The sequence below is a fragment of the Pseudomonas sp. GW821-FHT11G12 genome, assembly GCF_058808055.1.
This window is the reverse complement of sequence record NZ_JBXARH010000002.1, coordinates 455379-476049: the sequence shown is the minus strand read 5'-3', so window position 1 is coordinate 476049 and position 20671 is coordinate 455379. Positions and strand designations below refer to the sequence as shown.

General features: G+C 60.5%; 20 protein-coding genes. 3 read left to right on the top strand and 17 right to left on the bottom strand.

The window, feature by feature from the left end; translation table 11 throughout:
* Positions 1-155 precede the first annotated feature (155 nt).
* The gene (locus AC1RR7_RS09920; protein ID WP_493157435.1) at positions 156-1121 is read right to left on the bottom strand and encodes a GlxA family transcriptional regulator; all 966 of its coding nucleotides are present in this window, start codon (positions 1119-1121) and stop codon (positions 156-158) included.
* 190 nt (positions 1122-1311) lie between these two features.
* Here AC1RR7_RS09920 and AC1RR7_RS09915 point away from each other — a divergent pair, with 190 nt between their 5' ends.
* Positions 1312-1953 (top strand): HD domain-containing protein, encoded by a 642-nt coding sequence (locus AC1RR7_RS09915; protein ID WP_115079585.1) that lies wholly within the window; start codon positions 1312-1314, stop codon positions 1951-1953.
* Between the two features lie 59 nt (positions 1954-2012).
* Here the strand turns inward: AC1RR7_RS09915 and AC1RR7_RS09910 are convergent, their stop codons facing one another.
* From AC1RR7_RS09910 to AC1RR7_RS09875, 8 genes are all read right to left on the bottom strand, one after another.
* On the bottom strand, positions 2013-2903 hold the full coding sequence (locus AC1RR7_RS09910) for an ABC transporter permease subunit (protein ID WP_085709000.1): 891 nt from the start codon (positions 2901-2903) through the stop codon (positions 2013-2015).
* Entirely contained in the window at positions 2900-3781 is an 882-nt protein-coding gene (locus tag AC1RR7_RS09905) for an ABC transporter permease subunit (RefSeq protein WP_371858305.1), read from the bottom strand. Before AC1RR7_RS09905 ends, AC1RR7_RS09910 begins: the two co-directional genes overlap by 4 nt.
* Positions 3782-3816: 35 nt before the next feature.
* Positions 3817-4959: an ABC transporter ATP-binding protein gene (locus AC1RR7_RS09900; protein WP_096817462.1), complete on the bottom strand. Its 1143-nt coding sequence runs from the start codon at positions 4957-4959 to the stop codon at positions 3817-3819.
* A gap of 73 nt (positions 4960-5032) precedes the next feature.
* Positions 5033-6130, bottom strand: coding sequence for a polyamine ABC transporter substrate-binding protein (locus AC1RR7_RS09895; protein ID WP_096817460.1), 1098 nt, complete (start codon positions 6128-6130; stop codon positions 5033-5035).
* A gap of 187 nt (positions 6131-6317) precedes the next feature.
* Positions 6318-7427 (bottom strand): polyamine ABC transporter substrate-binding protein, encoded by a 1110-nt coding sequence (locus tag AC1RR7_RS09890; protein ID WP_096817458.1) that lies wholly within the window; start codon positions 7425-7427, stop codon positions 6318-6320.
* Between the two features lie 171 nt (positions 7428-7598).
* A complete protein-coding gene (locus AC1RR7_RS09885) occupies positions 7599-8963 on the bottom strand; it encodes an aspartate aminotransferase family protein (RefSeq protein WP_011336447.1) in 1365 nt (454 codons plus the stop codon).
* Positions 8964-9019: 56 nt separating this feature from the next.
* Complete coding sequence (locus AC1RR7_RS09880) at positions 9020-10378, bottom strand: glutamine synthetase family protein (RefSeq protein WP_096817456.1); 1359 nt, start codon at positions 10376-10378, stop codon at positions 9020-9022.
* Between the two features lie 93 nt (positions 10379-10471).
* Positions 10472-10828, bottom strand: a complete 357-nt coding sequence (locus tag AC1RR7_RS09875) for a gamma-glutamyl-gamma-aminobutyrate hydrolase family protein (protein ID WP_141401752.1) — start codon at positions 10826-10828, stop codon at positions 10472-10474.
* Positions 10829-11106: 278 nt separating this feature from the next.
* Between AC1RR7_RS09875 and AC1RR7_RS09870 the strand changes: the two genes are divergently transcribed.
* Both AC1RR7_RS09870 and AC1RR7_RS09865 read left to right on the top strand, forming a co-directional pair.
* A complete protein-coding gene (locus tag AC1RR7_RS09870) occupies positions 11107-12483 on the top strand; it encodes a glutamine synthetase family protein (protein WP_096817455.1) in 1377 nt (458 codons plus the stop codon).
* A 117-nt stretch (positions 12484-12600) separates the two neighbouring features.
* Positions 12601-13233: a TetR/AcrR family transcriptional regulator gene (locus AC1RR7_RS09865; RefSeq protein WP_102619652.1), complete on the top strand. Its 633-nt coding sequence runs from the start codon at positions 12601-12603 to the stop codon at positions 13231-13233.
* A gap of 68 nt (positions 13234-13301) precedes the next feature.
* On the opposite strand, the gene AC1RR7_RS09860 is transcribed toward AC1RR7_RS09865, so the two are convergent.
* The 8 genes from AC1RR7_RS09860 to AC1RR7_RS09825 form a co-directional block, all read right to left on the bottom strand.
* Entirely contained in the window at positions 13302-13517 is a 216-nt protein-coding gene (locus AC1RR7_RS09860; protein ID WP_007953520.1) for a TOBE domain-containing protein, read from the bottom strand.
* 27 nt (positions 13518-13544) lie between these two features.
* Positions 13545-14351, bottom strand: a complete 807-nt coding sequence (gene ssuB, locus AC1RR7_RS09855; protein ID WP_096817453.1) for an aliphatic sulfonates ABC transporter ATP-binding protein — start codon at positions 14349-14351, stop codon at positions 13545-13547.
* Entirely contained in the window at positions 14348-15130 is a 783-nt protein-coding gene (gene ssuC / locus AC1RR7_RS09850; protein WP_011336451.1) for an aliphatic sulfonate ABC transporter permease SsuC, read from the bottom strand. The genes ssuB and ssuC overlap by 4 nt, the downstream gene beginning before the upstream one ends.
* A 9-nt stretch (positions 15131-15139) precedes the next feature.
* Complete coding sequence (ssuD, locus tag AC1RR7_RS09845; RefSeq protein ID WP_102619651.1) at positions 15140-16288, bottom strand: FMNH2-dependent alkanesulfonate monooxygenase; 1149 nt, start codon at positions 16286-16288, stop codon at positions 15140-15142.
* 25 nt (positions 16289-16313) lie between these two features.
* Positions 16314-17294, bottom strand: coding sequence for a sulfonate ABC transporter substrate-binding protein (locus AC1RR7_RS09840; protein ID WP_096817451.1), 981 nt, complete (start codon positions 17292-17294; stop codon positions 16314-16316).
* An 89-nt stretch (positions 17295-17383) separates the two neighbouring features.
* On the bottom strand, positions 17384-17977 hold the full coding sequence (gene ssuE, locus AC1RR7_RS09835; RefSeq protein ID WP_085731495.1) for an NADPH-dependent FMN reductase: 594 nt from the start codon (positions 17975-17977) through the stop codon (positions 17384-17386).
* A gap of 349 nt (positions 17978-18326) precedes the next feature.
* Positions 18327-18965: a peroxiredoxin gene (locus AC1RR7_RS09830; protein ID WP_102619650.1), complete on the bottom strand. Its 639-nt coding sequence runs from the start codon at positions 18963-18965 to the stop codon at positions 18327-18329.
* A gap of 293 nt (positions 18966-19258) precedes the next feature.
* Positions 19259-20584 carry an OprD family porin gene (locus tag AC1RR7_RS09825; RefSeq protein ID WP_102619649.1) on the bottom strand — a complete coding sequence of 442 codons (1326 nt, stop codon included), beginning with the start codon at positions 20582-20584 and terminating at the stop codon, positions 19259-19261.
* Positions 20585-20671 lie beyond the last annotated feature (87 nt).

Here is a 20671-nt window from a genome sequence, read left to right as displayed (position 1 = left end):
AGCTGAATCCAAAATCGCAGCAAAGCATTCGGCGCTAAATCCATAATCGACTCCGATAATTCAGGTCGATGTAAGGCGCAAGACAACTCGGTCGACTCCCTCTCCCTCGGGGAGAGGGCTGGGGTGAGGGGTGGCGATCCATAGCCGATCACCACTCAAACCATCGCCGCAAAGTTCAGCCGAAACTGCTGCGGCGTCACCCCCAGCCGGCGGTTGAACACGCTGCGCATGTGTTGCGCATCGCGAAACCCGCATTGATACGCCACCGTCTTCAGCGGCGCCGTGGTGCTTTCGAGCATCACCCGCGCCGCATCCACCCGCGCCCGCTCGACGAATTCTGCCGGGGTGACCTTGGCTTCCCGGGCAAACACCCGGGAGAAATTCCGCGCGCTCATGTTGGCGGCAATCGCCAGGTCGGCGATGGTCAGGTCGCCGGTGAGATTGGCCAGCACGTACAGTTGCACCATCGCCACCGCCGACGTCGGTTCGGCATGAGGCGTGAGAAACGGGCTGAACTGCGACTGCCCGCCCGAGCGCTGGGTAAACACCACCAGCCGCTTGGCCACGCTCAGCGCCACCTCGGCACCGTAGTCACGCGCCAGCAGGTACAGCGACAGATCGATCCCCGCCGTCACCCCCGCCGAGGTGTAGAGCTGACCATCCTCGACGTACAGCCGATCGGCCTCGACCCGGCTCGACGGGCACAACTGCGCCAGCGCCTCGGCGTCGTTCCAGTGGGTGGTCACCGTGCGCCCTTCCAGTAACCCCGCGCGGGCCAGCATGAACGCGCCGTTGCAGATCGAACCGAACCGCCGCGCCCGCCCGCAGGCCTCACGTAACCAGGCATCGAACGTGCTGCCGAAATCCAGGAACGGCAACTGCGGCCCGCCGGCCACCAGCAGCAAATCGCAGGCTTCCTGCACGTCGCTGAAATGCCGGTGAGCACTCAGGGTCAGCCCGTTGGAACATGGCATCGGTCCGCGTTCGACGCCGATCACTTCGAGCCGGTAATGATCCTCCGGCGCCAGGAAGCGGTTGGCCTCGGCGAACACGTCCATGGGCCCGCTGACGTCCAGCGCCTGCACGCCTGGGAACACCACGATGGCAATGGTTTTGTTCATGGCGATATCGGCTCCCAGGGAATGGCGGATCAGCACCAACCCTAGCCAATCCACGCCGCAGAAGCGAGCTGGCACGATTTGCAGGTGGAATGGCAAGGATCGCAGCCATGGATCGATTGTCCGGTTTTGCCGCCGGGAACAGACTTTCTCCATCAGCGCCGTGACGGCGTTTTCGACGAGGAAGCTCAACATGACCACGACCATCGCCGGTATCCAGATCCCCGACAGCGCCCTCGCCCGGGCCACCACCGAATACATCCGCGACATCGAATCCGACCTGCTCTACCACCACTCGCGCCGGGTGTTTCTGTTCGGTGCCTTGAGCGGCGAACGCCAGCAACTGGCCTACGATCCGGAGCTGTTGTACGTCGGTGCGATGTTCCACGACCTAGGGCTGGTCGAAGGTCACCGCAGCGACGACGAACGTTTCGAAGTCGATGGCGCCAACGCCGCGGCGGCGTTTCTCAAGCCTTACGGGTTGAGTGATGACGACATCGAACAGGTCTGGCTGTCGATCGCCCTGCACACCACACCGGGCGTACCGAAGCATCTGCGTCCGACCGTGGCGCTGGTGACGGCAGGCGTCGAGATGGATGTGCTGGGCATGGATTACGCCGCGTTCACCACCGTGCAGCGCGAGGCAGTGGTGCATGCGCATCCACGGGGCGAGGGTTTCAAGGAGTGCATCATCTGCGCGTTCGCCGATGGCTTGCGTCATCGCCCGCAGACGACGTTCGGCAATGTGAAGACCGATGTGCTGAAGGATCAGGCGCCGGGGTTCAAGCCGATGAACTTTGTCGAAGTCATCCGCCAATCGCCCTGGGCGTCCTGACCGGGTATAAAAAACCTCGCGGCCGGTAACGATCGCGAGGTTTTTTTGTGTCGGAAGACTTAAGCCGCTTCCGGCGTCTGCGCCCGGCGCACGTCCGGTTGTTTCCACGAATCGGCAGCGCCTTCTTCGATGGCTTGCTGGATCGCCTTGCGGCGCGACTCTTCGGCACGGCGGCTGAAGAACCAGACCATGAAGGTCACCAGCGACACCGCCAACAGAATCAGGCTGGCCACGGCGTTGATCTCAGGCTTCACGCCCAGACGCACCGCCGAGAACACTTCCATCGGCAGGGTCGTCGAACCCGGGCCGGAGACGAAGCTCGCCAGTACCAGGTCGTCCAGCGACAGGGCGAACGACATCATACCGCCCGCCGCCAGCGACGGCGCGATCATCGGGATGGTGATCAGGAAGAACACCTTCCACGGCCGCGCACCCAGGTCCATCGCCGCTTCTTCGATCGACAGGTCCAGCTCACGCAGACGCGCCGACACCACCACCGCCACATACGCCGCACAGAACGTGGTGTGAGCGATCCAGATGGTGACGATGCCACGCTCCTGTGGCCAGCCGATCATCTGCGCCATCGCAACAAACAGCAGCAACAACGACAGACCGGTGATCACCTCAGGCATTACCAGCGGCGCAGTGACCAGACCGCCGAACAGCGTGCGGCCCTTGAAGCGGGTGATGCGGGTCAGGACGAACGCCGCCAGCGTACCCAGCGCCACTGCCGCGACGGCGGTGTAGCAGGCGATTTCCAGCGAGCGCACCACCGAGCCCATCAGTTGAGTGTTGTCGAGCAGGCCGACGTACCACTTGATCGACCAGCCGCCCCACACCGTCACCAGTTTCGAGGCGTTGAACGAGTAGATCACCAGGATCAGCATCGGCAGATAGATGAACAACAGGCCGAGCACCAGCATCAGGCTGGAGAAACGGAAGCGCTTCATTCTTTACCCTCCATTTCCTTGGCCTGACTGCGGTTGAACAGGATGATCGGCACGATCAGGATCGCCAGCATCACCACCGCCAGGGCGGACGCCACCGGCCAGTCACGGTTGTTGAAGAACTCTTGCCAGAGCACTTTACCGATCATCAGGGTTTCCGGACCGCCGAGCAGCTCCGGGATCACGAACTCGCCCACCACCGGGATGAACACCAGCATGCAGCCGGCGATGATCCCGTTCTTGGACAGCGGAATAGTGATTTTCCAGAAGCTGTTAAAGGTGCTCGAACCCAGATCGGACGCCGCTTCCAGCAAGCTGTTGTCGTGCTTCACCAGGTTGGCGTACAGCGGCAGGATCATGAACGGCAGGTACGAGTAGACGATGCCGATGTACACCGCGAGGTTGGTGTTGAGGATCTGCAGCGGCTCGTCGATGAAGCCCATGCTCATCAGGAAACCGTTGAGCAGGCCGTTGTTGCTGAGGATGCCCATCCACGCATAGACGCGGATCAGGATCGCGGTCCAGGTCGGCATCATGATCAGCAGCACCAGCACCGTCTGCACTTCCTTGCGGGCACTGGCGATGGCATAGGCCATCGGGTAGCCGATCAGCAGGCACAACAGCGTGCTGAAGAACGCCATCTTCAGCGAACCGAGGTACGCCGAGATGTAGAGTTCGTCGTCGCCGAGCATCGCGTAGTTGCCCAGGTTCAGCAGCACTTGCAGCTTCTGGTCAACGAAGCTGTAGATCTCGGTGTACGGCGGGATGGCCACGTCTGCTTCGGCAAAGCTGATCTTCAGAACGATGAAGAACGGCAGCATGAAGAACAGGAACAGCCAGATGAACGGAACCCCGATGACCAGTTGGCGGCCACCGGGAATTATTCGATTGAGCCGGCGTTTGAATTTGCGCATGTTCATGAGCGAAGTACCACGCCGCTGTCATCTTCCCAGTACACGTACACCTGATCGCCCCAGGTCGGACGTGCGCCACGACGCTCGGCGTTGGCCACGAACGACTGCACCAGTTTGCCGCTCGGCAATTCGACGTAGAACACCGAGTGGCCGCCGAGGTAGGCGATGTCGTGCACCTTGCCGCTGGACCAGTTGTACTCGCAGGTCGGCATTTCGGCGGTGACCAGCAGTTTTTCCGGACGGATCGCGTAGGTCACGGACTTGTCCTGCACCGAGGTGCTGATGCCGTGGCCGACGTAGATCTGCCGGTCGAGGTCCTTGCAGGTGATGGTCGCGTGGCCTTCGGCGTCGTCGATCACTTCACCTTCGAAGATGTTCACGTTGCCGATGAATTCGCAGACCAGGCGGCTGGTCGGGGTTTCGTAGATATCGATCGGGCTGCCGATCTGGGCGATCCAGCCCAGGTGCATGATCGCGATGCGCTCGGCCATGGTCATGGCCTCTTCCTGGTCGTGGGTCACCATCACGCAGGTCACACCCACGCGCTCGATGATTTCCACCAGTTCCAGCTGCATCTGCGAACGCAGTTTCTTGTCCAGTGCGCCCATCGGTTCGTCGAGCAGCAACAGCTTCGGCCGCTTGGCCAGCGAACGCGCCAGCGCCACACGCTGACGCTGACCGCCAGACAACTGGTGCGGCTTGCGCTTGGCGTACTGGCTCATCTGCACCAGCTTGAGCATCTCGGCCACGCGGGCGTCGATCTCGGCCTTGGGAATCTTGTCCTGTTGCAGGCCGAACGCGATGTTCTGCGCCACGGTCATGTGCGGGAACAGAGCGTACGACTGGAACATCATGTTGATCGGTCGCTCGTACGGCGGCATGTCGGTGATGTCGACGCCGTCGAGGAAAATGCGCCCCTCCGTGGGCCGTTCAAACCCTGCCAGCATCCGCAGCAGAGTGGATTTGCCCGATCCCGAACCGCCGAGCAGAGCGAAGATCTCGCCCTTCTTGATTTCCAGGGACACATCGTCCACGGCAACCGTCTCGTCGAACTTCTTCGTGACCCGGTCGATTTTAACCAGCACCTGCTTAGGTGTCTGGTCGCCCTCGAGGGCTTTCTTATAGGCGCCGGAGGCAACTGCCATTTACGAAACTCCCAGAAAAAAAGAGTGCAGTTCGCCCACGCAAGACGAACCCAGGATAGTTTGTACGTTGAAGCTATTTACCCGACTTGACCTTGGTCCAGCTGCGGGTCATCAAACGCTGAATATTCGGCGGCAACTCGATCGACACGTAAGTCTTGTCGAGAACGGCCTGCGGTGGATAAACCGCTTCGTCGGTGCGAATGGACTGCTCCATCAGCTTGTCCGAACCCGGATTGGGGTTGGCGTAACCGACGTAATCACTGACCTGGGCGATCACCTCAGGTTTCAGCAAATAGTTGATGAAGGCGTGGGCTTCCTTGACGTTGGACGAGTCCTTCGGGATCGCCAGCATGTCGAACCAGAGCGCGCCGCCCTCTTTCGGGATGGCGTAGGCGATGTTCACGCCTTTCTTGGCCTCTTCGGCGCGGTGCTTGGCCTGGAAGATGTCGCCGGAGAAACCGATGGCCACGCAGATGTCGCCGTTGGCCAGATCGCCGATGTATTTCGAGGAGTGGAAGTAGGTCACGTAAGGACGCACCGCCAGCAACTTGGCCGTGGCCTTCTCGTAATCCTTGGGATCGGTGCTGTTGGCGTTCAGGCCCATGTAGTTGAGCACGGTCGGCATCATTTCATCGGCCGAATCGAGGAACGCCACGCCGCAGCTGTGCAGCTTCTTGATGTTCTCGGGCTCGAACAGCACGCTCCAGGAGTCGATCTTGTCGACACCGAGCACGGCTTTCACTTTATCGACGTTGTAGCCGATGCCGTTGGTGCCCCACAGGTACGGCACGGCGTACAGGTTGCCCGGATCGTTCTGTTCCAGACGCTTGAGCAGCACCGGGTCGAGGTTGGAATAGTTCGGCAGCTGCGCCTTGTCGAGCTTCTGGAACGCGCCCGCCTTGATCTGCTTGCCAAGGAAGTGGTTCGACGGCACGACCACGTCGTAACCGGTACGCCCGGCAAGCAGTTTGCCTTCCAGGGTCTCGTTGGAGTCGAACACGTCGTAGACCGGCTTGATCCCGGTTTCTTTCTGGAAATCGGCCAGGGTGGTCTCGCCGATGTAATCCGACCAGTTATAAATATGCACAGTACCGGCGGCTTGGGCACCGACAGCGAACGTCAGGCCGGCAGCGGCCAGCAGGGCATTGCGCAAAGAAGAAAAAATAGGCAAGTGGAGGTCCTCTAATTTAGTTGGGCCCAAGTTGCCCCGCGCTGCATGACAGTCACGGTTGCCCGGCAACAAAACCGGCGCGCAACTTACCCTCGAAAAACCGTTCCAGCAAAACTTTCTGTCATTTAATTGCACCGCTGGCCGTCCTTGCGAACGCGACGGCCAGCGGTTGCTGCGTCAAACCGGCTTATTTACCGGATTTGATCTTGGTCCAGCTGCGAGTCATTTCACGCTGGGTCGCCGCCGGCAGATCGGCGATGGCATACAGCTTGGCCTGCACGTCGGCTGGCGGGTAGATGCCTGGATCGCTGGTGATGTCTTTTTCCACCAGTGCCGTTGCAGCGGCGTTACCGTTCGGGAAACGTACGGCGTTGGTGATGCCGGCCATGACTTCAGGCTTCTGCAGGAAGGTCATGAACTTGTAGGCGCCTTCAACGTTTTCGGCATCCTTCGGAATGGCGACCATGTCGAAGAAGCTGCCAGCGCCTTCTTTCGGAATCGCATAGCTGACTTTCACCTTGTCACCGGCCTCGGCGGCACGGGACTTGGCCTGCTGCACGTCACCCGAGTAGCCGACCGCTACGCAGATGTTGCCGTTGGCCAGGTCCGAGATGTACTTGGACGAGTGGAAGTAGGTGATCGAAGGACGAATTTTGAGGAACAGGTCCTCGGCTTTCTTGATGTCTTCTTTCTTCTGGGAGTCGGTTGGCAGGCCCAGGTAGTGCAGCGCGACCGGGAGCATTTCGGTCGGCGAATCGAGGAAGCTCACGCCGCAGCCCTTGAGCTTGGCGATGTTTTCCGGCTTCAGCAGTACGTCCCAGGAATCGATCTTGTCGACGCCCAGCGCAGCCTTGACCTTCTCCGGGTTGTAGCCGATGCCGATCGAACCCCACATGTACGGGAAGGCGTGCTTGTTGCCCGGGTCGCTGACCGACACGGCCTTGAGCAGGTCCTGGTTCAGGTTCTTCCAGTTAGGCAGTTTGGACTGATCCAGCTCCTGGTAGACACCGGCCTTGATCTGCTTGGCCAGGAAGTTGTTCGACGGCACGACCACGTCGTAGCCGGACTTGCCCGCCAGCAGCTTGGCTTCCAGGGTTTCGTTGGAGTCGAACACGTCGTAGACGACCTTGATCCCCGACTCTTTCTCGAAGTTCGCGATGGTGTCCGGAGCAATGTAGTCGGACCAGTTGTAGACGTGCAGCACTTTGTCGTCCGCGTGAACCGCGCCCGCCATCATGCCCGCGACGGACAGGGCCAGAAGAGTCTTGCCAGCAAGCTTTTTACCTAATGCCTTCATGCGTCATGCTCCAAATTTTTCTTTTTTGAACCACTTTGTTCAGCGGCCGAACCCGGACAACTGGAACCGCGGCTAGTCTGGCAAGATACGAGGCGGTCTTTCAAGAAAAGACCAGCCTTTCTGACAGCTCCGAGCGACAGCGCAACAGCTCCATCGCTCAGAGCCTAGCACTTAGCCCTGCAATGCACTGAGGGTCAGGTCCAGGCACTTGCGCGCCTTGGTCACCAGCTCATCGATCTCCGCCTTGCTGATCACCAGCGGCGGCGCGATGATCATGGTGTCGCCCACGGCGCGCATGATCAGCCCGTTGTCGAAGCAGAACTGGCGGCAGATCATGCCCACACCCTTGCCTTCGTAACGCTTGCGAGTGGCCTTGTCCTGCACCAGCTCGATGGCCCCCAGCAGACCGACTCCGCGCACTTCCCCCACCAACGGGTGATCGTTCAGCTCGCGCAGACGTTTCTGCAAATACGGTGCCGTTTCTTCATGGGCGCGTTCGATGATTTTCTCTTCGCGCAGAATCCGGATGTTTTCCAGACCCACCGCCGCCGCCACCGGGTGACCGGAGTAGGTGAAGCCGTGGTTGAAATCGCCGCCCTCGTTGAGCACCGCCACCACTTCGTCGCGCACGATCAGGCCACCCATCGGGATGTAGCCGGACGTCAGGCCTTTGGCGATGGTCATCATGTGGGGCTTGAGGTCGTAGAAATCGCTGCCGAACCATTGGCCGGTACGACCGAAACCGCAGATCACTTCGTCCGCCACGAACAGGATGTCGTACTTGGCGAGGATTTCCTTGATGCGCGGCCAGTAGGTGTCAGGCGGAATGATCACGCCGCCGGCACCCTGGATCGGCTCGGCAATGAAGGCACCGACGTTGTCGACGCCGACTTCCAGAATCTTCTCTTCCAGCTGATTGGCTGCCCAGATCCCGAATTCTTCCGGGGTCATGTCGCCGCCTTCGGCGAACCAGTACGGCTGGGCGATGTGGACGATGCCCGGAATCGGCAAGTCGCCCTGCTCGTGCATATACGTCATGCCGCCCAGGCTGGCGCCGGCCACAGTGGAACCGTGGTAGCCGTTCTTGCGGCTGATGATGACTTTCTTGTTCGGCTGGCCCTTGATCGCCCAGTAGTGGCGAACCATGCGCAGCATGGTGTCGTTGCCTTCGGAGCCGGAACCGGTGAAGAACACATGGTTCATGCCTTCCGGCGCCACATCGGCGATGGCCTTGGCCAGTTCCAGCGCCGGCGGGTGCGCGGTCTGGAAGAACAGGTTGTAGTAAGGCAGCTCGCGCATTTGCTTGGCGGCCGCATCGGCCAGTTCATCGCGCCCATAACCGATCGCCACACACCACAGACCCGCCATGCCATCGAGGATCTTGTTGCCCTCGCTGTCCCACAGGTACACGCCCTTGGCGTTGGTGATGATCCGTGGACCCTTTTCTTTCAGCTGTTTGAAGTCGCTGAACGGGGCCAGGTGGTGATCGCTGCTGAGGGCTTGCCACTCACGGGTTTGCGGGTTGTTGCTGGTCATGCCAATTCTCCTTGTTATCGGTGAAGGCGCGGCGGCTGGCCACCGCGCCCGGCGTATCAGACGGCGAAGAGCAGGTACTCACGCTCCCAGGAACTGATCACGCGCTTGAAGTTTTCATGCTCGGCCCGCTTGACCGCGACGTAGCCGGTGATGAAGGTCTTGCCCAGGTATTTCTCGATGGTTGCGCTGTTTTCCATACGCTCCAGCGCATCTTCGATGGTCAGCGGCAGGCGCAGGTTGCGGCGCTCGTAGCCACGACCCACGACCGGCGCGCTCGGGTTGAGGCCCTCGACCATGCCGATGTAGCCGCAGAGCAGGCTCGCGGCAATCGCCAGGTACGGGTTGGCGTCGGCGCCCGGCAGGCGGTTTTCCACCCGACGGTTCTGCGGGCCGGCATCCGGTACGCGCAGGCCCACGGTGCGGTTTTCTTCGCCCCACTCCACGTTTACTGGCGCGGAGGTGTCCGGCAGGAAGCGGCGGAACGAGTTGACGTTCGGTGCGAACAGCGGCAGCAATTCCGGGATCAGTTTCTGCAGGCCACCGATGTGGTGCAGGAACAACTGGCTCATGGTCCCGTCTTCATTGGAGAACACGTTCTTGCCGGTCTCGATGTCGATGATGCTCTGGTGCAAGTGCATCGCACTGCCCGGCTCACCGGTCATCGGCTTGGCCATGAAGGTGGCGGCCACGTTGTGCTTGAGGGCGGCCTCACGCATGGTGCGTTTGAACACCAGGATCTGGTCGGCGAGGGACAAGGCATCGCCGTGACGGAAGTTGATTTCCATCTGCGCGGTGCCGTCCTCGTGGATCAGCGTGTCGAGGTCCAGCTCCTGCAATTCGCACCAGTCGTAGACGTCTTCGAACAGCGGATCGAATTCGTTCGCCGCTTCGATGGAGAACGACTGACGACCGATTTCCGGACGCCCGGAACGGCCGACTGGCGGCTGCAACGGATAGTCGGGGTCGTCGCTGCGCTTGGTCAGGTAGAACTCCATTTCTGGCGCCACGATCGGCTGCCAGCCCTTGTCGGCATAGAGTTTCAGGACTTTCTTGAGGACGTTGCGCGGCGACAGCTCGATCGGGTTGCCTTGCTTGTCGTAGGTGTCGTGGATCACCTGGGCGGTCGGCTCGATGGCCCATGGCACCAGGTACACGGCGTTCTGGTCGGGGCGGCAGATCATGTCGATGTCGGCCGGGTCGAGCAGTTCGTAATAGATGTCGTCTTCGACGTAGTCGCCGGTCACGGTCTGCAACAGAACGCTCTCTGGCAGGCGCATGCCTTTTTCGGCGATGAACTTGTTGGTCGGCGAGATCTTGCCCCGGGTGATACCGGTCAAGTCGCCGATCATGCATTCGACTTCTGTGATCTTGTGGTCTTTCAACCAATCGGTGAGCTGGTCGAGGTTGTTACTCATAAATGCCTCTGGGCTGAGTCTCCTGACGCGTGTCAGGCAAGTTTGACGCACGGGGCGTCGCGTTAAGGGGGCTTGCTTGCGCGCAGTACCGGCTTACGCCTGGCACCGCGCATAGACAATGAAGGAGGAGCTTACCTGCCCTTTACGCTGGCGTTGCATTTCCTGTGCACATTCCGGGCGTGCAGAATCACGGGCACGGCGACGGGCGCGGTGCAGGCCGGAAGAAGGAAAGAGATCTATATTGAAAGGAGAACCGCTAAAGAGGATGCCCCCGCATGCGTCCAGAATATCGGACGCTGTCGCCTGATCTGCCGTGGACAGAGACACCGCTGGCAGGCTGCGAGCCTTGCTGGCTGCGCTGCGGACGGACGTGTCGCCACTGATGTGATAAGCATGCAGACCGGACTGCAAGGAGCAGTCGGTGACGCCGATTAACGGCAGGCGAGACATGAAGCACCCCGGTATTATTGCTGTTATGGGTTTGACCCGAGCTTAGCCTTGTTCATTTTTTTACACAACACCCCCGTAAAAAATACAACACGGCCTGCTCAAGCCTGCGGGTGGCGCGTCCTCCATGGATAAAAAAATGCCCCAAAGTGCCCCATAAATGCCCTCATGGCGCTTTTTCAGGGCAAAAAAGGCCTCGCTTGACTTCGGCAGGCCGTTCGGGTTGACTGAAACCAGAAAAGATCAATGATTGATATTTTTAACAACAAAGGTGTTGCATCATGTCGGTACCCCCGCGTGCCGTTCAGCTTAACGAAGCGAACGCGTTCCTTAAGGAACATCCTGAGGTTCTGTACGTTGACCTTCTGATTGCGGATATGAATGGTGTGGTGCGCGGCAAGCGCATCGAACGCACCAGCCTCCACAAGGTTTACGAGAAAGGCATCAACCTGCCGGCCTCTCTATTTGCTCTGGATATCAATGGTTCGACGGTGGAAAGCACCGGTCTGGGCCTGGACATCGGCGACGCCGACCGTATCTGCTATCCAATCCCCGACACCCTGTGCAACGAGCCATGGCAGAAGCGCCCTACCGCGCAACTGTTGATGACCATGCACGAACTCGAAGGTGACCCTTTCTTCGCCGATCCGCGCGAAGTGCTCCGTCAAGTTGTTGCAAAGTTTGACGAGCTGGGCTTGACCATCTGCGCCGCATTCGAACTCGAGTTCTACCTGATCGACCAGGAAAACGTGAACGGCCGCCCTCAGCCGCCACGCTCGCCGATCTCCGGCAAACGCCCGCATTCGACCCAGGTTTACCTGATCGACGACCTCGACGAATACGTCGACTGCCTCCAGGACATTCTGGAAGGTGCAAAAGAGCAAGGCATCCCGGCCGACGCCATCGTCAAGGAAAGTGCCCCGGCGCAGTTCGAAGTGAACCTGCACCACGTCGCCGACCCGATCAAGGCGTGCGACTACGCGGTGCTGCTCAAGCGTCTGATCAAGAACATCGCCTACGACCATGAAATGGACACCACCTTCATGGCCAAGCCGTACCCGGGTCAGGCCGGCAACGGTCTGCACGTCCACATTTCGATTCTGGATAAACAAGGCAAAAACATTTTTGCCAGCGAGGATCCCGAGCAGAACGCCGCACTGCGTCACGCGATCGGCGGTGTGCTCGAGACCCTGCCCGCGCAGATGGCTTTCCTCTGCCCGAACGTCAACTCCTACCGTCGTTTCGGCGCACAGTTCTACGTGCCGAACTCGCCGAGCTGGGGCCTGGACAACCGCACCGTGGCCCTGCGCGTACCGACCGGCTCCGCCGACGCGGTCCGTCTGGAACACCGCGTTGCCGGCGCCGACGCCAACCCGTACCTGCTGATGGCTTCGGTCCTGGCGGGCGTGCACCACGGTCTGGTCAACAAGATCGAACCGGGCGCTCCGGTCGAAGGCAACAGCTACGAGCAGAACGAGCAGAGCCTGCCGAACAACTTGCGCGATGCCCTGCGCGAGCTGGACGACAGCGAGGTGATGGCCAAGTACATCGATCCTAAATACATCGATATCTTCGTCGCCTGTAAGGAAAGCGAGCTGGAGGAGTTCGAACACTCCATCTCCGACCTTGAGTACAACTGGTACCTGCATACCGTTTAAGCGGATTGCAGCAAAAGAAAACGCCGTTGGCTTCTCAGCCCGCGGCGTTTTTTATTGGCCCCTGTGGCACATGGCCAAGCTCTGCGTACAATGCCCGATGCCCCGCAGGAGACTTTCATGACGCGTCCCGCCCCCGTCCGCAAACCCCGTGCCCGCAGCCAGGCGCGGATCGATTCGATACTCGACGCCGCGCGCACGCTGCTGGCCGCCGAGGGCGTGGCGAGCCTGTCGGTCTACAGCGTCGCCGAGCGCGCGCAGATCCCACCCTCCTCGGTCTACCATTTCTTCGCCAGCGTCCCGGCCTTGCTGGAAGGCCTGACGGCGGATGTCCACGCGGCCTTCCGCGCCTGCCTGCAAGCGCCGATCGACCACGACGCCCTGCGCGACTGGCGCGACCTGTCACGACTGGTCGAGCAACGGATGCTGGAGATCTACGACGAAGACGCCGCCGCCCGGCAACTGATCCTCGCGCAACACGGCCTCACCGAAGTCACCCAGGCCGACCGCCAGCACGATCTGGAACTGGGCGACCTGATGCACAAGCTGTTCGATCATCACTTCGAACTGCCGAAGCTGCCGGATGACGTCGACGTGTTCGCACTGGCGATGGAACTGGGCGACCGCGTCTACGCCCGCTCGGTGCAGCAGCACGGGCAAATCACGCCACGCATGGCCGAGGAAGGGATGCGCGTGTTCGATGCCTATATCGGGCTGTATCTGCCGCCGTACCTGCCCAAGCGGGTTCTCTAGCGCCGCACGACAGACACAAAAAACCCCGATGGGCTCACACCCTTCGGGGTTGTTTTTTACTCACAGGCTTACAACTTGGCGATGGACACCTCGGTGGATTTCACGAAGGCGATCACTTCGCTGCCGACCTCCAGTTCCAGCTCCTTGACCGAACGGGTGGTGATCACCGACGTGACGATGCCGGAGGCGGTCTGCACGTCGATTTCCGACAGTACGTCGCCGAGAACGATCTCCTTGATCGCGCCTTTGAACTGGTTGCGTACGTTGATGGCTTTGATAGTCATGGCATTGATTCCTGTCGTTTGCTTGAGTTATTGAGCCCAACGCAGTTGCGTAGGCAAGGGTGAAACGGGCTCCGGCGCCGGCGGCTCGCCGGGCAGGGACAACACACGGTTGAGTACTTCGGTTTCCAGCGCTGCCAGTCGATGGGAGCCACGCACCCGAGGGCGCGGCAGCTCCACCTGCAGATCGAGACCGACTTCGCCGTCCTCGATCAGAATCACCCGATCGGCAATCGCCACCGCTTCGCTGACATCGTGGGTCACCAGCAACACGGTGAAACCATGCTGTTGCCAGAGACGTTCGATCAGTTGCTGCATCTCGATCCGGGTCAGCGCGTCCAGTGCACCCAGCGGTTCGTCGAGCAGCAACAGGCGCGGTTGATGGATCAAGGCGCGCGCCAGTGCCACACGCTGCTTCTGCCCGCCGGACAAGGCCGCCGGCCATTCATTGGCGCGATCGGCGAGACCGACCGCATCCAGCGCTTCCAGGGCTTGCGGACGCCAGTTGCCTTTAAGGCCGAGACCGACGTTGTCGATGATCTTTTTCCATGGCAGCAACCGTGCTTCCTGGAACATCAATCGGGTGTCTTCCTGCGCGTCGCTCAGCGGTGCAGCGCCGGCCAGCAGGTCGCCGCCGGTGGGTTGATCGAGGCCAGCGAGCAAACGCAGCAACGTGCTTTTGCCGCATCCGCTGCGTCCGACCACGGCGACGAACTGTCCCGCCGGAATGTGCAGGTCGATGCCCCGCAGCACCTGCCGCGAACCGAAGGTCTTTTGCAGATTGCGCACCGCCAGCGGAATGCCGCGCAGCAGGCGTGGAGGTTGTTGAGCGGTCATGCCGCACCTCCTTTCGCCACTTGATACGCCGGATGCCAGCGCAGCCACACACGCTCAAGTCCACGGGCCGCGAGGTCGGCCAGTTTGCCGAGCACCGCGTAGAGCAGAATCGCCAGCACCACCACATCGGTCTGCAAAAACTCACGGGCATTCATCGCCAGGTAACCGATGCCGGAGCTGGCGGAGATGGTTTCCGCCACGATCAGCGTCAGCCACATGAAGCCCAGCGCAAAACGCACGCCGACCAGAATCGAAGGCAACGCCCCCGGCAGAATCACCTGCCAGAACAGGCTGAAACCGGACAAGCCATAACTGCGGGCCATTTCCACCAGCGCCGGATCGACGTTGCGGATGCCGTGATAGGTGTTGAGGTAGATCGGGAACAACGTGCCCAACGCCACCAGGAAAATCTTCGCCGACTCATCGATGCCGAACCACAGGATCACCAACGGAATCAGCGCCAGATGCGGCACGTTGCGGATCATCTGCACTGAGCTGTCGAGCAGGCGTTCGCCCCACTTCGACAGGCCGGTGATGAAGCCCAGCACCAGGCCGATGCTGCCACCGATGGTGAAGCCCAGCGCCGCACGCCAGCCACTGATTGCCAGATGCGTCCAGATTTCGCCGCTACGCACCAGGCTCACGCCGGCCTCGATCACCGCCACCGGCGCCGGCAGAATCCGCGTCGACAACCAACCGGCCGACACCGACAACTGCCACACCGCCAGCAACAACACCGGCAACGCCCAGGGCGCGAGGCTGTGGATAAATTTCTTCATGGCGGCGCCTCAGCTCTGGGACGCGGCTTTGGGAAGGATGTCGTTGGCCACCATTTCGCCGAACGGGCTGACGTAACCGGCGCTTTTCGGCAGTTCAGGACGTTCGACGTCGAGGTGCGGGAACAGCAGCTCGGCGACCCGATACGACTCTTCGAGGTGCGGGTAACCGGAGAAGATGAAGGTATCGATGCCAAGCGCCGCGTATTCCTTCACGCGCGCCGCCACGGTCGGACCGTCGCCGACCAGCGCCGTACCGGCACCGCCGCGCACCAGACCGACGCCGGCCCACAGGTTCGGGCTGACTTCGAGGTTGTCACGGCTGCCACCGTGCAGCGCGGCCATGCGTTGCTGGCCGACCGAATCGAACCGCGCCAGCGAAGCCTGGGCACGCTTGATGGTGTCGTCGTCCAGATGCGAAATCAGGCGATCCGCTGCCTGCCAGGCTTCGGCGTTGGTTTCCCGCACGATCACATGCAGACGGATGCCGAAGCGCACGGTGCGCCCGAGTTTGGCGGCCTTGGCGCGAACCTGTTCGATCTTCTCGGCAACGGCTGCTGGCGGCTCGCCCCAGGTCAAAACCATTTCCACTTGCTCGGCGGCCAGATCCTGCGCCGCTTCCGAAGAGCCACCGAAGTACAACGGCGGACGCGGTTGCTGGATCGGCGGATAGAGCAACTTGGCGCCCTTCACGCTGATGTGCTCGCCGTCGTAATCCACGGTTTCGCCTTCCAGTACACGACGCCAGATCCGGGTGAACTCCACCGAGGCCTGATAGCGCGCTTCGTGATCGAGGAACAGACCGTCGCCGGCCAACTCTTCCGGATCGCCACCGGTCACCAGGTTGAACAGCGCACGACCACCGGACAGGCGATCCAGGGTCGCGGCCTGGCGCGCTGCCACCGTCGGGGAAATGATCCCGGGGCGCAGGGCGACCAGAAACTTCAGGCGCTGGGTCACTGGAATCAACGACGCCGCCACCAGCCATGAATCCTCGCAGGAGCGGCCGGTAGGAATCAGCACGCCGCCGAAACCCAGTCGATCCGCCGCTTGCGCGACCTGTTGCAGATAGCCGTGGTCGACGGCGCGGGCGCCTTCGGCGGTGCCAAGGTAATGGCCGTCACCGTGGGTAGGCAGGAACCAGAAGATGTTGAGGCTCATGGAGTGGTCTCCTTGGGAATTCGATTTACTGGGCTTGGGTCGCCGAGCTTTGGGCCACAGCGGCCGGTGGTGTCCAGATCACATCCTTGATGCTCAACGGCTTGGGAATCAGCTTGAGCTGGTAGAAGGTGTCGGCGATTTTCTGTTGCGCGGCGACCACTTCCGGGGTCAGGAACAGCGCGCCGTAGCCCTGGCGCTTCACCGAGGTCAGGGTGATGTCTGCCGGCAGGCCGAGCAGCGGCGACACCTGTTGGGTCACGTCTTCAGGATTGGCCTTGGACCATTCGCCGACGGCGCGCACTTCTTCCACCAGGGTCTTGATCACCTCGGGATTTTTCTGTGCGTAGGGTTTGGTCGCCAGATAGAACTGGTGGTTGTCGACGATGCCTTTGCCGTCACGCAGGGTATGCGCTTGCAGCTGCTTCTCGGCGGCGGCCTGGTACGGATCCCAGATGACCCAGGCGTCGACGCTGCCACGTTCGAACGCAGCGCGGGCATCGGCCGGCGGCAGGAATACGGTTTGAATGTCGGTGTACTTGAGGCCGGCGTCTTCCAGCGCACGCACCAACAGGTAGTGGACGTTGGAGCCTTTGTTCAGGGCGACTTTCTTGCCCTTCAGATCCGCCACCGATTTGATTGGCGAATCTTTCGGCACGAGGATCGCTTCGCTGTTTGGCGCTGGCGGCTCGTAGGCGACATAGAGCAGATCGGCACCGGCCGCCTGGGCGAAGACTGGCGGAGTTTCGCCGGTGACGCCGAAGTCGATCGAGCCGACGTTCAGGCCTTCCAGCAGTTGCGGGCCACCGGGGAACTCAGTCCATTGCACGTCGACGCCTTGGGCGGCGAGGCGTTTCTCCAGCGTGCCTTTGGCTTTGAGCAGCACCAGCGTGCCGTATTTCTGATAACCGATCCGAAGCGTCTCGGCCTGAGCTTGAGTGATGGCGCCGAAGGACACAGCCGCAGCAAACAGAGCGACCAGACCACGACGCAAAAATACAGTGCGCATAGCGCTCTCCTTTTTGCTGTTGGGTTTTGGCTGCACCTGCTTGCCCGTTGGCGGGCGAGTAAGGCCAGTACTTCAAGTTTCGATGTGGCTCAAATGCTCCAGCGAGCACTCAACAAACGTTCGTTCAACAGCCCCGGCTCCAGTGGCTTCGGCCGGCGGGCCATGGCGCTGACAAACTGGTCCAGCGCTTCATGTAGCCGCTGCTCCAGAGCTGGCGCCAACTGCGCCGCGGCACTGCCTTCGCCGTAGGCGATCTGGCTGTCCTCGGCAAAAATCCCTTGCAGCATTTCCTGGGCCTTCAACGCCGACAGCACTGGTTTGAGGGCGTAATCGACCACCAGCATGTGAGCGATGCTGCCGCCCGTGGCCATCGGCAAGACAATCTTGTGGTTCAGCGCGCGTTCGGGCAGCAGATCCAGCACGGTCTTCAGTGCGCCGGAGAACGACGCCTTGTAGACCGGTGTGGCAATCAGCAGGCCATCGGCGTTTTCAATCTGTTGCAGCAGGTCGAGCACCTTCGGGCTGTCGAAGCGGGCGTGGAGCAGGTCTTCGGCCGGGAAGTCCCGCACCTGGTAACTCACCACTTCCACCCCTTGCTGTTGCAGCCAGCGTTGCGAGCGTTCCAGCAACACCCCGGAACGGGAGCGTTGACTGGGACTGCCACCGAGTGAGACGACCAGCATTCAGACAATTCCTTGAGCGTTACCGGCGATTCGCGGGTTGCGATCTCGCTTCAATGACACTGACCTTACCAGCTGATTCATATATCCATAAATCATATTTATTCATTTGGTTATTCTTTATGGAGATATACGTTTCACGTTCTTCCGGGCAAAAAAACAGGCCGTGAAAACGGCCTGAAACCCTGCATCGTGGTTTTTGCTGATCGCCCCCTAGCACTGATGATCGTTCCCACGCTCTGCGTGGGAATGAATCCATGGACGCTCCGCGTCCACTGTGACGCAGAGCGTCACGGGCGGCATTCCCACGCGGAGCGTGGGAACGATCTGCAACGAGATGTGCCCGGTCAGATCACTTGTTCGGCTGTGGCGTCAGGCGCAGGTACGGCTTCACCGCGCGGTAGCCCTTCGGAAAGCGTTGCTTGATTTCGTCTTCATCCTTGAGCGAGGGCACGATCACCACTTCATCACCGTCCTGCCAGTTGGCCGGGGTGGCCACCTTGTAGTTGTCGGTAAGCTGCAGCGAATCGATCACCCGCAGGATCTCGTGGAAGTTGCGCCCGGTGCTCGCCGGGTAGGTGATGGTCAGGCGGATCTTCTTGTTCGGATCGATCACGAACAGCGAACGCACGGTCAGCGTGTCGCTGGCGTTCGGGTGGATCAGGTCATAGAGATCGGACACCTTGCGATCGGCATCGGCCAGGATCGGGAAGTTGACGATCGTGTGCTGGGTTTCGTTGATGTCTTCGATCCACTTGTGGTGCGAGTCCACCGGATCGACCGACAGGGCGATGGCCTTCACGCCGCGTTTGGTGAACTCATCCTTGAGCTTGGCGGTGAAGCCCAGCTCGGTGGTGCAGACCGGGGTGAAGTCCGCCGGGTGGGAAAACAGCACGCCCCAGCTATCGCCCAGCCACTCGTGAAAACGAATCTTGCCGGCGCTGGAATCCTGTTCGAAATCGGGGGCGATATCGCCGAGTCTGAGGCTCATGGTGCTGCTCCTGATGAGTTGTTGGAGACCTCAACTGTAGCTCGGGATTTGCCTATCTGAAAAAGAATAAATAACGAGATATTTATATCGTTTAAGAATATTAAACATCTGTTCACTGGACGCCTGCCGGCAACGCGCCGAACATCGGCCCCAAGGTTCGAGAAGGCCTTGAGTTGCTGCAAAGAGGGAAATGTCGGGAAAGGTCTACGGGGGTGGGCCTGACCCGAAAACACAAAAGCCCCGTCCGGCGCGATGCCGGACGGGGCTTTTTTACGTCGGTTACTTGAGCGCTATTACAGCAGCGGGATCGAGTAGCTGACGATCAGGCGGTTTTCGTCCTGGGAGCGAGTGCTCGCCAGATCGGTACGCCACATGGCGTTCTTCCAGGCAACGCCGAGGTTCTTCAGCGGGCCTTCCGGAATCACGTAGCCAACGGTGATGTCACGTTCCCACTCGGTTTTTTCGCCGACCGGAGTGTCGATGTTATCGCCACGCAGGTAGATCACACCGGCGGTCAGGCCAGGCACGCCGACTTTCGCGAAGTCATAAGCGTAGCGAGCTTGCCAGGTACGTTCGCCGGCACGGGCAAACTTCTGGATCTGCATGTCGGTGATGGTGCTGTTGGACGAGCCGTCACCCTGGTTCAGCCAAGGGAAGTCGCTGTCACCCTTGGTGTACTGATAGCCAGCACCGAAAGTGTGACCTTGAACCGAGTACAGAGCCAGGTAGCTGTACAGATCGTTGTCGACCTTGCCCTTGACGGTTTTGCCGCCGTAGAAACCGCTGGTGTAGTAGGCAGGAGTGTCGCCGTTGTTGCCGTTGTCACGGCTGCGGTAGTAACGCAGGTCGCTTTTCAGTACGCCTGGACCGATTGCCCAGTTGTGTACCAGACCCAGGAAGTTCTGCGAGTAGAACTCTTTCAGTTCGCCGTAGTAGTACGAGGCGGTCAGGTCTTTGGTCAGCTTGTAGTCAGCACCGGCGTAGTAGAACTTGTTGCTGAACACGCCTTTGTCGTAGTTCGAACCAGCGTTCGCACCAGCAATCGACATGTTTTCGTTGTTGCTGGAGTTACGACCCTTCACGGCCTCAACCTGACCGGCAGTCAGAGTCAGGTCCTTGATCTCGTTCGAAGTGATCGCTTCGCCCTGGAAGGTTTGTGGCAGCAGACGACCATCGTTGTACTTGATGACCGGGTTGTTCGGCAGCAGAGTACCGACCTTCAGTTCGGTCTGGGAGATTTTGACCTTGCCGGTCACGCCCAGGCTGGCGAAGTCATGCACAGCACGGTTGCCGTCGCTTGGGAAAACAGTGCCACCCGAAGCGGTACCTGCGGAGTTGCCGCTGGTAGCCGGGCTGGAGTCCAGACGCACGCCGTACAGGCCGATAGCGTCAACGCCGAACTGAACGGTACCTTGGGTGTAACCCGAGGTGAAACGCAGATCGAAGCCTTGGCCCCACTCTTCGTTCTTGTTCGGACCAGTGCCATCGCGGTTATCGGTGTTGATGTAGAAGTTACGCAGCCCCAAGGTGGCCTTGCTGTCTTCGATGAAACCGGCTGCGCCTGCCTGCTGCGCAATAACCCCTACGGCCACGGCCAGGGCCAAGGTGGACTTGTTCATGTATCGCTCCTCTCGTTTCTAATTCTTGTGTTCCTGGTCCGGGGTCTGATGCCCCTGGATCCTAAGATGCGCGATTAGCGCCAGACC

Coding starts and splice junctions, on each gene's coding strand:
- AC1RR7_RS09920 (WP_493157435.1), bottom strand. CDS start 1,121: ATGAACAAAACCATTGCCATCGTGGTGTTCCCAGGCGTGCAGGCGCTG.
- AC1RR7_RS09915 (WP_115079585.1), top strand. CDS start 1,312: ATGACCACGACCATCGCCGGTATCCAGATCCCCGACAGCGCCCTCGCC.
- AC1RR7_RS09910 (WP_085709000.1), bottom strand. CDS start 2,903: ATGAAGCGCTTCCGTTTCTCCAGCCTGATGCTGGTGCTCGGCCTGTTG.
- AC1RR7_RS09900 (WP_096817462.1), bottom strand. CDS start 4,959: ATGGCAGTTGCCTCCGGCGCCTATAAGAAAGCCCTCGAGGGCGACCAG.
- AC1RR7_RS09890 (WP_096817458.1), bottom strand. CDS start 7,427: ATGAAGGCATTAGGTAAAAAGCTTGCTGGCAAGACTCTTCTGGCCCTG.
- AC1RR7_RS09885 (WP_011336447.1), bottom strand. CDS start 8,963: ATGACCAGCAACAACCCGCAAACCCGTGAGTGGCAAGCCCTCAGCAGC.
- AC1RR7_RS09880 (WP_096817456.1), bottom strand. CDS start 10,378: ATGAGTAACAACCTCGACCAGCTCACCGATTGGTTGAAAGACCACAAG.
- AC1RR7_RS09875 (WP_141401752.1), bottom strand. CDS start 10,828: ATGTCTCGCCTGCCGTTAATCGGCGTCACCGACTGCTCCTTGCAGTCC.
- AC1RR7_RS09870 (WP_096817455.1), top strand. CDS start 11,107: ATGTCGGTACCCCCGCGTGCCGTTCAGCTTAACGAAGCGAACGCGTTC.
- AC1RR7_RS09865 (WP_102619652.1), top strand. CDS start 12,601: ATGACGCGTCCCGCCCCCGTCCGCAAACCCCGTGCCCGCAGCCAGGCG.
- AC1RR7_RS09860 (WP_007953520.1), bottom strand. CDS start 13,517: ATGACTATCAAAGCCATCAACGTACGCAACCAGTTCAAAGGCGCGATC.
- ssuB (WP_096817453.1), bottom strand. CDS start 14,351: ATGACCGCTCAACAACCTCCACGCCTGCTGCGCGGCATTCCGCTGGCG.
- ssuC (WP_011336451.1), bottom strand. CDS start 15,130: ATGAAGAAATTTATCCACAGCCTCGCGCCCTGGGCGTTGCCGGTGTTG.
- ssuD (WP_102619651.1), bottom strand. CDS start 16,288: ATGAGCCTCAACATCTTCTGGTTCCTGCCTACCCACGGTGACGGCCAT.
- AC1RR7_RS09840 (WP_096817451.1), bottom strand. CDS start 17,294: ATGCGCACTGTATTTTTGCGTCGTGGTCTGGTCGCTCTGTTTGCTGCG.
- ssuE (WP_085731495.1), bottom strand. CDS start 17,977: ATGCTGGTCGTCTCACTCGGTGGCAGTCCCAGTCAACGCTCCCGTTCC.
- AC1RR7_RS09830 (WP_102619650.1), bottom strand. CDS start 18,965: ATGAGCCTCAGACTCGGCGATATCGCCCCCGATTTCGAACAGGATTCC.
- AC1RR7_RS09825 (WP_102619649.1), bottom strand. CDS start 20,584: ATGAACAAGTCCACCTTGGCCCTGGCCGTGGCCGTAGGGGTTATTGCG.